The sequence below is a fragment of the Micromonospora sp. NPDC005194 genome (assembly GCF_040608335.1).
In the GTDB taxonomy this organism is placed as follows: Bacteria; Actinomycetota; Actinomycetes; order Mycobacteriales; family Micromonosporaceae; genus Micromonospora.
The window spans coordinates 1-11825 of the sequence record NZ_JBEXIA010000071.1 but is presented as its reverse complement, the minus strand read 5'-3'; the positions used below and the strand labels follow the sequence as shown (position 1 = coordinate 11825).

At 69.6% G+C, this 11825-nt stretch carries 9 protein-coding genes; 5 read left to right on the top strand and 4 right to left on the bottom strand.

Annotated elements, in window-relative coordinates:
* Positions 1 to 708: 708 nt before the first annotated feature.
* The 3 genes from ABZU53_RS31245 to ABZU53_RS31235 all read left to right on the top strand — a co-directional run bounded on the left by ABZU53_RS31245 (position 709) and on the right by ABZU53_RS31235 (position 5268).
* Complete coding sequence (locus tag ABZU53_RS31245; protein WP_354855486.1) at positions 709 to 2175, top strand: endo-1,4-beta-xylanase; 1467 nt, start codon at positions 709 to 711, stop codon at positions 2173 to 2175.
* Between the two features lie 171 nt (positions 2176 to 2346).
* The gene (locus ABZU53_RS31240; RefSeq protein ID WP_354855485.1) at positions 2347 to 4131 is read left to right on the top strand and encodes a hypothetical protein; all 1785 of its coding nucleotides are present in this window, start codon (positions 2347 to 2349) and stop codon (positions 4129 to 4131) included.
* A gap of 54 nt (positions 4132 to 4185) precedes the next feature.
* A complete protein-coding gene (locus ABZU53_RS31235) occupies positions 4186 to 5268 on the top strand; it encodes a glycosyltransferase family 2 protein (RefSeq protein WP_355069161.1) in 1083 nt (360 codons plus the stop codon).
* A gap of 42 nt (positions 5269 to 5310) precedes the next feature.
* On the opposite strand, the gene ABZU53_RS31230 is transcribed toward ABZU53_RS31235, so the two are convergent.
* Complete coding sequence (locus ABZU53_RS31230) at positions 5311 to 6246, bottom strand: hypothetical protein (protein WP_355069159.1); 936 nt, start codon at positions 6244 to 6246, stop codon at positions 5311 to 5313.
* A gap of 168 nt (positions 6247 to 6414) precedes the next feature.
* Here ABZU53_RS31230 and ABZU53_RS31225 point away from each other — a divergent pair, with 168 nt between their 5' ends.
* Positions 6415 to 7443 carry a DUF1731 domain-containing protein gene (locus tag ABZU53_RS31225; protein ID WP_355069158.1) on the top strand — a complete coding sequence of 343 codons (1029 nt, stop codon included), beginning with the start codon at positions 6415 to 6417 and terminating at the stop codon, positions 7441 to 7443.
* Here ABZU53_RS31225 and ABZU53_RS31220 read toward each other — a convergent pair.
* The 3 genes from ABZU53_RS31220 to ABZU53_RS31210 all read right to left on the bottom strand — a co-directional run bounded on the left by ABZU53_RS31220 (position 7433) and on the right by ABZU53_RS31210 (position 10623).
* Positions 7433 to 9166, bottom strand: a complete 1734-nt coding sequence (locus ABZU53_RS31220) for a cellulose binding domain-containing protein (RefSeq protein WP_355069157.1) — start codon at positions 9164 to 9166, stop codon at positions 7433 to 7435. The genes ABZU53_RS31225 and ABZU53_RS31220 overlap by 11 nt on opposite strands.
* A gap of 495 nt (positions 9167 to 9661) precedes the next feature.
* Positions 9662 to 10330, bottom strand: coding sequence for a CDP-diacylglycerol diphosphatase (locus ABZU53_RS31215; RefSeq protein WP_355069155.1), 669 nt, complete (start codon positions 10328 to 10330; stop codon positions 9662 to 9664).
* 83 nt (positions 10331 to 10413) lie between these two features.
* The gene (locus ABZU53_RS31210; protein ID WP_355069153.1) at positions 10414 to 10623 is read right to left on the bottom strand and encodes a hypothetical protein; all 210 of its coding nucleotides are present in this window, start codon (positions 10621 to 10623) and stop codon (positions 10414 to 10416) included.
* A 28-nt stretch (positions 10624 to 10651) separates the two neighbouring features.
* On the opposite strand from ABZU53_RS31210, the gene ABZU53_RS31205 reads away from it, so the two are divergent.
* Positions 10652 to 11825: pectate lyase (locus tag ABZU53_RS31205; protein ID WP_355069151.1), on the top strand; the 1174-nt coding region annotated here is incomplete at its 3' end.

Sequence of the window (11825 nt, the reverse complement as noted above, 5' to 3'; positions counted from 1 at the left end):
CCCAGCGCTGCCGCGCCGAACGCCGCCGCGCCGAACGCCGCCGCGCCGAACGCCGCCGCGCCGAACGCCGCCGGCGGCGAACACCGCGTCGGCCGCCTCACGCCGTCCCATCCATGCGCGGACTTTTGCCCCCGGGCAACTCGGGCTACACCTGTCGCGGGCCGATCCGCGGCCACCGCGCCGGTCCGGCTTCGCCGGGCGCGAGCGGCGCGCGGATTCCCGCCCGGCGCCCCTGCGGTACGCGCGGCAGGTGACCTGGACTGTGAGCGATAACAAGGCCATTGCCCGGTGCGCCCACAGCGTCGAGGCCGCATGGATCGTCGACCCGTTCCCGTACGGACGTCGACAGGTGGCAATGATGCACGCTCCGCGAACCGATTCGGCCGGGCGGCTATGTGGCCGGCTCGTTACGTCTTGACGAACAGCATGTTATCGCTCACTCTCGATGCAGAGGTCGGCGGCGTCGGTGGCTCACCGGGCGAGTCCCGCGGTCGCGCCTCGAAGCACGGCGTCCCCGGGCAGCGGACGTCGTCTCAGGACTCGCGTGGTTGCCGGCGAGCGCCGGCCAGGCTGCGTGCGCCGGTGCGCAGTGCCCAGGATGACCGTTGCGGATTCCTCGGCTCACGCCGGCGTCCGCCACCGGGATCAGTCCGTCCTGAGTGAAGTGGCACATCACCACCACCGATGCAACCACTGAGAAGGAACGACATGAGACCCAAGAAAGCTCTGCTGGCGACGGCGACCCTCGCGGTCGCACTGACCGCGGGTATGACGGTGGCGCTGGCGCCCATGGCCAGCGCCGGAACGACGTTGCGGGCGTCGGCGGCCGAGAAGGGCCGCTACTTCGGCGCCGCCGTCGCGACGGGCAAGCTCTCCAACAGCCAGTACGTCGGCATCCTCAACAGCGAGTTCAACAGCGTCACCCCCGAGAACGAGATGAAGTGGGACGCCACCGAGCCGTCCCAGGGCCAGTTCAGCTACACCGGTGGTGATCGTCTCGTCAGCCACGCGCAGGCCAACGGCATGAGCGTGCGGGGGCACGCGCTGTTGTGGCACGCCCAGCAGCCGGGTTGGGCGCAGGGCATGTCCGGCACCGCGCTGCGCAACGCCGCCATCAACCACGTCACCCAGGTCGCCACCCACTTCCGGGGCAAGATCTACGCCTGGGACGTGGTGAACGAGGCGTTCGCCGACGGTGGCAGCGGCGGCCGACGGGACTCGAACCTTCAGCGCACCGGCAACGACTGGATCGAGGCGGCGTTCCGCGCCGCCCGCGCCGCCGACCCCGGCGCCAAGCTCTGCTACAACGACTACAACACCGACGGCATCAACGCGAAGTCCACCGGCATCTACAACATGGTGCGCGACTTCAAGTCCCGCGGCGTCCCGATCGACTGCGTCGGCTTCCAGTCCCACCTCGGCACCACGTTGGCCAGTGACTACCAGGCCAACCTGCAGCGCTTCGCCGACCTCGGCGTCGACGTGCAGATCACCGAGCTCGACGTGATGACCGGCTCCAACCAGGCCAACATCTACGCCTCGGTGACCCGCGCCTGCCTGGCCGTCGCCCGCTGCGCCGGCATCACGACCTGGGGCGTCCGGGACAGCGACTCCTGGCGCGGGTCCGACAACGCGCTACTGTTCGATGGATCGGGCAACAAGAAGCCGGCGTACACCTCCGTCCTCAACGCCCTCAACGGGGGCAGCACCTCGCCCACCACGCCCCCGCCGAGCACCGGGGTGGACACCACTGCCTGGTACGTGCTGGTCAACCGCAACAGCGGCAAGGCGCTCGACGTGTACGGACGGGCGACCACCGACGGCGCGCGGATCGACCAGTGGGCCCGCAACGACGGCGCGTGGCAGCAGTGGCAGTTCGTGGACTCCGGTGGCGGCTACTACCGACTGAAGTCCCGCAACTCCGGCAAGGTGCTGGACGTCTACAACTTCTCCACCGCTGACTCCGCGGCGATCGTGCAGTGGAGCGACGGCAACGGCACGAACCAGCAGTTCCGGCTGGCCGAGTCCTCCGGCGGCTACCTGCGTCTGATCAACCGCAACAGCGGCAAGGCCGTCGAGGTGCAGGGCGCGTCGACCGCCGACGGCGGGAACATCGTGCAGTATGCCGACTGGGGCGGCAACAACCAGCAGTGGCAACTGGTCCGTGTCGGGTAGCCACCTGACCCGCTGAACCGGCAGCGCGGTGGCGCGGACGCACCTCGTCCGCGCCACCGTCGCCGCTGACCGCGACGCCCAGCGGTACGCGACCGTTGAACCCGGTGCCTGCACATCCACGCTTCGGACAGCGGATGGACAAGGCCAGGACTATTGGAGAGCATCTATTTCATGATTATCCGGTCCGCCACCCCGCCACCGACCACGGAGAACGCGACGCCCGAGCCGACCTCCGACGACCGGCCACCGGCCGATTGGGGTCGATGGCGCTGGGCCCGTTCCGAATGGACCGTGGCGGTACTGGCGAGCCTGCTGCTGGCAGCGGTGCTGACCTGGCCGACGCTGCGGCATCCGGCGAGCACGATCCCCGGCGACCTGGGCGACCCGCTGTTGCAGGCCTGGCAGGTCGCCTGGTCGGGGCACGCTCTGCTCAGCAACCCGGCCGACCTCTGGCACTCCAACACGTTCTACCCCGAGAAGTACACGTACGCCTACAGCGACACCCTGCTCGGCTACGCGCCGATCGGGATGCTCGGGTCCGGCTTCGAGGCCGCCGTGGTCCGGTACAACGTGCTGTACGTGCTGCTGCACGCCTTGGCGTCGCTCGGGGCGTACGCCCTGGCGCGGCAGCTCGGCGCGAACCGGTGGGGCGGGGCCGTCGCCGCGATCGCGTGGGCGTACGCGCCCTGGCGGTTGGCGCACTCCGGGCACCTGAACATCCTGTCCAGCGCGGGAATCGCGCTGTCGCTGGCCATGCTGGCCCGTGGTCACGGCTGGTCGCTGCGCCACGGGTACCGGCCCGAGCTCCGCCGGCCGGGCTGGGCGTTGGCCGGGTGGCTGGTCGCCGCCTGGCAGATCAGCCTCGGCTTCGGCATCGGTCTGCCGCTGGTGTACTTCCTGCTGGCCGCGGTGCTGGTGGCGGCGGGTTGCTACGGCTGGTCCTGGTGGCGGCGGCGGGAGCGCCCGCCGTTCGGCCGGCGGCTGCTGCTCGCGGATCTGCTCGGTGGGGGTGCGTTCGGCGCGGTGACGCTGCTGCTGGGTATGGTCTACCTGCGCGTCGTCGATCTCAACCCGCAGGCCGAGCGGACGCTGGACTGGACGAAGATGTTCTCGCCTCCGCTGATCGGGTTCGTCACCGCGCCGGCGGACTCGTGGTTGTGGGGCGAGCGGCACGCCGCCGCACGCGAACAGTTGTCCTGGCCGCCGGAGATGGCGCTGCTGCCGGGGATGATGCTGATCGGGCTGGCCGCGGCGGGGCTGTTCCTCTCGGTGTATCCGCTGCGCCACCGGGTCGTGCTGGGGCTCGGCGTGCTCGGCACGGTGCTGCTGGGCCTGGGCGCCACCCTCGGCGGTGACGGAGACCCGGGCTACCTGACACTGTCCACGCTCCTGCCGGGCTGGGACGCGTTGCGCACCCCCGGGCGGATGATGCACTGGACGAGCCTGCTGCTGGCGGTGCTGGCCGCCGGCGCGGTGACGGCGCTGGCCGAATCGCTGCGCGAGTCCTCGCCCCGCCAGTGGACGCGGATCCTCACGCCGCTGGTCCTGCTGGTGCCGTTGACCATGGTCACCCTGGAGGGCGTCAACCGGACACCCCACCCGACCGTGCCACAGCCACCGGCGGCGATGCGGACGGTGCAGGACCCGATCCTGGTGCTGCCGGCCGGCAGCGTGGGCGATCTGACGTACATGTTGTGGACGACCGACGGGTTCCCCCGGGTGACCAACGGTCTGGCCGGCTTCGAGCCGGTCAGCCAGGCGCAGACCCGGACCGCGGTGGCGTCGTTCCCCGATGCGGGCAGCGTGGCGTACCTGCGGGGGATAGGCGTGCGGTCGGTGGTGTTCGTGCCGAGCCGCGCCGTGGGGACGCCGTGGGAGGGCATCGCGGCCCGGCCCGTCGACGGGCTGGGTATCACCCGGGAGGATCTTGATGGCACGCTGGTCTACCACCTCTGACCGCGCGGGCGACGGACCGGCCGGCGGCGGATGCCCGGGTACGGGCGGGGCGGGGTGACGACGGTGCGATTGTCAGTCGTGGTGCCCTGCTTCAACGAGGAAGCGTCGGTGGAGCGGTTGCACGAGACCGTGTGCGCCGCCCTCGCCGAGCTGCCCGACGTGGACGTCGAGGTGGTGTACGTCGACGACGGCAGCGAGGACGGCACCCTCGCGGCGCTGCGCCGGCTCGCCGCCGCGGACCCCGCTGTCTGCTACACGTCGCTCAGCCGCAACTTCGGCAAGGAGGCGGCGATGCTCGCCGGGTTGCAGCGGGCCACCGGCGACGCGGTAGTCATCATGGACGCCGACCTGCAGCATCCGCCGCGGTTGCTGCCCGAGATGGTGATGCTGTATCAGCAGGGCTTCGACCAGGTGATCGCCCGTCGGGACCGGCGTGGCGACCGGTTCGTACGGATGGTCGCCTCACGGTCCTTCTACCGCGTGATCAACTGGTGGATCGACGTGCGCCTGCAGGACGGGGCGGGTGACTTCCGTCTGCTGTCCCGACTGGCGGTGGACGCGATCCTGGCCATGCCGGAATACAACCGCTTCTCCAAGGGACTGTTCTCCTGGATCGGCTTCCGGACGGCGGTGGTGGCCCACCCCAACGAGACCCGGCAGTCGGGGCGGAGCAGGTGGACGTTCGGCAAGCTCTTCAACTACGCGTTCGACGGCCTGCTGTCGTTCAACAACCGGCCACTGCGCCTGGCGATCTACGGCGGCCTGTTCCTCACCCTCATCGCGCTGGTCTACATGGCCTGGGTGGTCGCGGACGCCGTCGAGAAGGGCATCGACGTTCCCGGCTACACCACCATCATCGTCAGCGTGATCGGGCTCGGCGGCATCCAGATGACGATCCTGGGCGTGATCGGGGAGTACATCGGCCGGATCTACTACGAGACCAAGCGCCGACCCCACTACCTGGTGCAGGAGACCGAGCACCTGCTCGCGGAGAACGGCGGGGCGCCACGGCTGCCGGTCTCGCCCGCGCCACGCTCGGCCGCGCGCGGCCCGCGGACGGTACCGGCCCGGGAGGACTCCCTCGGCCGGACTCCCGCACCCCACCGGCGGGAGGCCCACGACCGCGACACCGGCTGACCGGGACCGGCGGGTGTCGGGCGTCCGCCGGAGTGGAGTCGGTCAGCGGCCGCAGGCCCGGCACGCGCTGCGGGTGCGCAGGTGGTAATCGCTGGACGCGGCGAGGAGGCCGAGCCCCAGGAGGCAGTACGCCGACATGGCCACCCAGAGGAACAGGTCAGAGAACTCGCTTGCCGATCCTGATGCCACCTGCGTCAGCCCCATTCCGAAGTAGGCCACGACGCTCGCCCCGAGCCCGAAGCCGGGCACCAGCAACAACCGTCGGGGGATCGTGCGGCCGGCGAGCAGCGGCACCCATCCCGGCCAGACCTCACCCCAGTGCCCCACCAGTGCCAGCGGCAGCAGCGCCCCGGCCAGCACCAGACCGATCTCCAACCCGATCACCGAGGCGTCCTGCGTGAGACCGTCGAAGCCCACCACCGCCTGGGCCACGAACCGGGTCACGAGGCCGGCCACCGCCACGTACGCGGCCCAGCGTGCCCACGGCGCGGGTGCCGAGCGCTGCTGGCCGGGTCGGACCATCCGGCAGCAGTCCGGGCAGTCGCCCCGGGTGCGCCGCTGGTAGCGGGCGGTGGCCAGGCCGAGCAGCACCGCTCCGGTGACGCACCCGAGTCGGCTCGCGAACGCCACCGGATCGAAGGACGGGCCACGGGCGAACAGCAGGAGGCTCACCAGCTCCGGCAGCAGTATCGCGGCGGCCGCGACCAGCGCCCCGCCGAGGGCCCAGGCGAATCCCGCGAGCATCGGCCGCCAGGTCGTCGCCCGGTCCAGCGCCACCGCCGCCGCGCCTGCGGCCAGGCACAACACCACCGACCGCCAGCCGGTGAAGCCGAGCAGGTCGGATCCGAACGGGCCGAACTCCGGCGCCTCTCCGACCGTCCACGCCAGACGTACGCCGCCATAGGCCACGGTCCAGGCGAGTACGGCGTACGTCAGGCCGTTGCCGCTCCTGCGCGCGATCGCTGTCGGTGTCGTCATGCGTCCGATCCTCGCGGGGCCCCGACCGGAGCGGTCCCCTCCTGTCGGGGAAGGCGCTCCCCGCAGGGAGGGAGCCGCGGTGATCGATCTTGATCCTGCGGCCGTTCCGCCGTACGCTCGGAGCATGGTTGAACATGTTCAAAAACCGGTGCCGACCGAGGATCGACCGTGAAGATCGTCATTCCGGGCGGCACCGGCCAGGTTGGCGCGATCCTGGACCGGGCGTTGACCGCGCAGGGTCACGACGTGGTGCTGTTGACCCGCTCGCCGAGGGGTGCGCGTCAGGTTCGCTGGGACGGCGCCACGCTCGGCGACTGGGCCCGGCAGATCAACGGCAGCGATGTGGTCATCAATCTGGCCGGGCGCAGTGTGAACTGTCGGTACACCCCGGAGAACCTCGACGCCATGATGCGCTCACGGGTGGAGTCGGCGCGGGTCGTCGGCGAGGCCATCGCCGCGGCCGACCGGCCGCCCAGGGTGTGGATGCAGATGAGCACCGCGACCATCTACGCGCACCGTTTCGACGCCGCCAACGACGAGCGCGACGGCGTGCTCGGTGGCGGCGAGCACGGTGTGCCCGGGTACTGGTCGTACAGCGTCAGGATCGCCCAGAACTGGGAGGCCGCGCAGGAGCGGGCGGCGACTCCCCACACGCGCAAGGTCGCGCTGCGCTCGGCCTTGGTGATGAGCCCCGACCGCGGTGGTGTGTTCGATGTGCTGAGCTGGCTCGCGCGGCTCGGGCTCGGCGGCTCGGTCGCCGGCGGTGGGCAGTACGTCTCGTGGATCCACGACCAGGATTTCGTCCGCGCGGTGTGCTTTCTCATTGACCGCGACGACATCGCCGGGCCCGTGAACCTGGCCGCGCCCGGCGCGGTGCCACAGCGGGAATTCATGCGGGCGCTGCGGTCGGCCTGGCGGATTCCGGTCGGCCTGCCGGCCACCCGGTTGATGGCGGAGGTCGGCGCGTTCGTGCTCCGGTCGGACACCGAACTGCTGTTGAAGAGCCGGCGCGTCGCCCCGGGCCGGCTCTCCGCCGCGGGCTTCATGTTCGACCATCCGGGGTGGCCCGATGCCGCCGTGGACCTGGCCCTGCGACGCCGGCACGCTGGCGCGGTGGGGCGTGGGGGAGCGCACGGTCGCTCGCACCCCCACGCCCGGTCGCCTTGCGACCGACTCCCGGGAGCGGTCAGAGAGTGAACACGAGTGTCGAGATGCTGCGTGCGCCGACGTTGATGGTGGCCTGTCCTCCGTTCACGCTGGTCGGCTGGCTGGCCGCGTTGGCGTTCTGCGAGGTGAGGTAGTACTCGGCCCTGCTGACGTTCTGCGGGGCCTGGATCACGGCGTTGTTGACCGCGCTGTTCGACCGGTTGAGGATCACCAGCGTGATCTTGCCGTCGCCCTGGTAGGCGGTCACCTCCAGCGGCGAGGCCTTGGAGCTCTTGGTCAGGGCCACCCGTTGATAGCCCGGCCGGACGTACTTCGCGTACTGGGAGAACGCGTACCCGCGCTTGAGCGGAGCGCCCGCGGTGGTGCCGTAGGCCGCCTCGCCGTCGCCGATGAAGGAGTAGTAACGCTTGCCGTACCACCAGATGTAGGCGCTCCAGTTCGACTCCATCGACTTGTGCACCGTGCGCATGATGTCGTCGAGCGTCTCGTTCCAGACCGCCAGGTTGGCGGGGTTACCCCAGATGTTGGAACCGCCGCCGTCCGCCTCGTGGTAGTTCCACTCGGTCATCCACACCGGCTTGTTGTACTGGGCGGCCAGGGAGTACGGCGCCAGCCGGCCCGCGGCCTCGGTGCCGTACAGGTGGCCGCCGATGTAGCCGATGTTGTTCCGGGCGGTCGCGTCGTTCAGGGTCGGATCGGTGTAGCCGTAGTTCATGTTGACCGCCTCGGCGACCATCAGCTTGCTGTTCTGCACCTTGGTGCCCTGATCACGGACGAAGTTGCGCAGCTCGGTGCCGCTCCAGTCCATCGAGTCGTAGTCCGGGTGCCAGTCCGGCTCGTTCTGCACCGACGTGACGTCGATGGTCACGCCCTGGCCGCGCATGTACTGGACATAGCTGTTCAGGTGGTTCGCGTAGTCGTCGTAGTAGTCGGTTTTCAACTTGCCGCCGTTGGTTCGGCTGTTGTTGGTCTTCCACGCCGCCGGCGCCGTCCACGGCGAGGCGAGGATCTTCACACCGGACCCGTACGACTTCGCCGTCTTCAACGAGTTCACGTGGGTCGACCATTCGCTGGACACCGGTGAGAGGCCGGTGCGCACGATGGACAGCCCGAGCTGGTTGGCACCCATCCCGACCAGCGTCTGGGTGTCGGTCGTCGACCAGGCGCTGCCCCAGATGGACTGGGCGGCCCCGAACCCGTCGATCGTCTGGTACCGGGTGGCGCTGTTCACCGTGATGTCCGCCGGCCCGGTGGGTGGCGGAGTGGCGGGTGGCGGCGTGGTCGGCGGCGGTGTCGTCGGGGGTGCCGAGGTCGGCGGCGGTGTGGTCGGCGTCGTGCCGCCGGTGCAGGTCACACCGTTCAGCGCGAAGCTGGACGGATCGGGATTGCTGCCCGTCCACGAGCCGTTGAACCCGAACGATGTCGTGCCGTTGGTGGGGATGGCCCCGTTGTAGCTGACGTTCTTGGCGGTGACCGCGGCGCCGCTCTGGGTCAGAGTCGTGTTCCACGCCTGCGTGACCGTCTGGCCAGCGCTGTAGGACCAGGTCAGCGTCCAACTGCTGACCGCGTCGCCGAGATTGGTGATGGTGACGTTCGCGCCGAAGCCGCCCTGCCACTGCGACGACACGGCATAGTTCACCGCACAGCCGGCGGCTGCGGCGCCGGCCGGCGCCGCCAGGGCGACCGCCGTCGACGCCAGCAGGACGGCACCGGCCGAGACCAGGGCGGCGTTGGTCACTCTTCGTTTTCTCATGAGACTTCTCCTGAAGGGGTGGTGGCGGCCGACGCGTCCGGTGGTGCGGTCTTCGGGCGAGCGCCGGGCGGTACGTCAGCAGTGCGTCAGGCGATGCTCGGGAGCGCTCCCAAGCGTGCGGCGGCGGGGTGTCGAAATATCGCCCGTCCAGTCCAGTCCCGCATGGCAACCCGCGACATCACCTGTCGGCCACCGACTCTCGCGCTACGCAGACAGGCGCGGAGAAGACACCGGGGGAACGCCGGTGCGGAGGCCGGGGCGGCGGCACCGATCGGCCCTCGTGCCATCGGTCGCGGATACGCGAGCGGCGGCAGGACTGATGGTGCGGCGAACGGGTCCAGCGGGACTGTGGCACCCTCCTCTGTCGGCCGACTCCTGGTCCGGGCCGGCCTCGCTGCTCATTCGCGGGCTCGCGGGTGAGTGCCGCACAGCGAGCGTACGAAACAGTTTCTTGTTGCCAGGAATTTATTTCGTCAAGTGGTGCCTGTCAATGCGTCACGCGTACGCGAGCAGGAAGTCGACGGTCCCGGTGCCGCCGGGCTGGCCCGGGGCGACGGGCAGACCGGGTTCGCTGTTCAGGACGTAGAAGCCGCCGCTGCCGATCAGGCGGGGTGTCACGGCCATCGTCTGCGCCGCCATGGTCGCGCCGGTCGGCCGCACCACGCTGTCGAGCAGGAGCCGGAAGAGGTTCGTGTTCAGGTTCGCGACGTGGAGCACCCGGTACGAGCGGGGGGCAGGAGCGCCGGTGCTCGTCAGTCCCCAGATCGGCACGATCTGGTTGCGCCACCGCGACGGCTTGTTCGTGATCGTGCTGTCGTGGGTGTTGAGCTGGGTCTGGATGCCCGAGTGGATTCCGGCCAGGTGGATGTGCGGCTGGTCCTGCGTACGGATCGCCGGGTCGGCCGAGTTGATGCCCAGCCCGACGTGGGGATAGACGACGTGTCCTGCCTGGCCCGGTTGGGCGTTGTCCCACGCGTCGAGCCAGTAGTTCGGCGCGCTGGCGGTGGTGATGAACGGGCACTCGATGCCGCGGATCCGACAACTGGGGACCAGCAGGAAGTCGTGGTTCGACCCGGTTCCTCCATTGAGGATCACGTAGGTGGGGGTGGTCCGCAGGCACTGGGGGAACGGAGGGCCGGTCCTGGTGCCCTCGCAGACCTGCACCCTGTCCCAGAGGTCGCAACGTCTGCAAAAAACCTGCAAACGCTAACCCTTGCCCAGAGGGAAACCGCTTTCCTACGATTGCGTTACATCGATGTTTCATCGCCGAACTGGGCGGGCGCGTATCGGGATGCGCCTTCGACGACGCGCCGCTTGGCCAGCGGTTTCGCCGCGCACGCCAGGGCGATGAGGTTCTCCGCGATGAGCAGACAATTGATTGCCGTCAATGCAAAGTGATCGACTTGAATCGCGTACCCGTGGAGGGTCGGCGTGTCGATCGCCGCTGCCGTCGGCACATTCAGACGATGACGAAGGAGACGCGACATGAGACGACCAGTCGCACTGCGACTTCTGGCGGCGCTGGCCACGGCCGCTGTCGGGATCGCGGTCGGGGGAACACTGTCCACCCCGCAGGCGTCGGCGGCGGCCGGCACCGCCACCGGCTACGCCACCCAGAACGGCGGGACCACCGGCGGCGCGGGCGGGCAGACGGTACGGGCCAGCACGGGCACCGCGATCCACGCGGCGCTGTGCGGGCGTGCCAGCAGCAGCACCCCGATCACCATCGAGGTGACGGGGACGATCAACCACGGCAACACCAGCAAGGTGTCGGGCTCGAGCTGCAACACCGCCGACGGCGTGATCGAGCTCAAGCAGATCAGCAACGTCACCATCATCGGGGTCGGCAGCGGTGCGATCTTCGATCAGTTGGGCATCCACATCCGCGACTCCAGCAACATCATCATCCAGAACGTGACGGTCCGGAACGTCAAGAAGTCGGGTTCGCCCACCTCCAACGGTGGAGACGCGATCGGCATGGAGAGCACGGTCCGCAACGTCTGGGTCGATCACGTCACCCTGGAGGCGTCCGGCGGGGAGTCGGAGGGCTACGACGGCCTGTTCGACATGAAGGACAACACCCAGTACGTGACCCTGTCGTACAGCATCCTGCGCAACTCCGGTCGTGGCGGCCTCATCGGCTCCAGCGAGAGCGACCTCTCGAACGGCTTCATCACGTTCCACCACAACCTGTACGAGAACATCGACTCCCGTACGCCGTTGCTGCGCGGCGGCATCGCGCACATCTACAACAACCACTACGTGAGCCTGCACGAGTCCGGCATCAACTCCCGGGCCGGCGCACGGGCCAAGGTGGAGAACAACTACTTCCGGAACTCGAAGGACGTCCTGGGCACCTTCTACACCAACGAGCGCGGCTACTGGCAGGTCAGCGGCAACACCTTCGACAACGTCACCTGGTCCAGCGCCGGCAGTGAGAACTACCCCGCCGGCCCCAACCCGACGTCCAACACCACCGTCAGCATCCCGTACGCGTACCGCCTCGACGGCGCGAGCTGCGTACCGGACGTCGTCCGTCAGACGGCCGGCGCCAACACGGGCCTGCGGGTTTCCGACGGGAGCTGCTCGCCGCAGACGCCGCCGCCGACCACCGCGCCGCCGACCACCGCGCCGCCGACCACCGCGCCGCCGACCACCG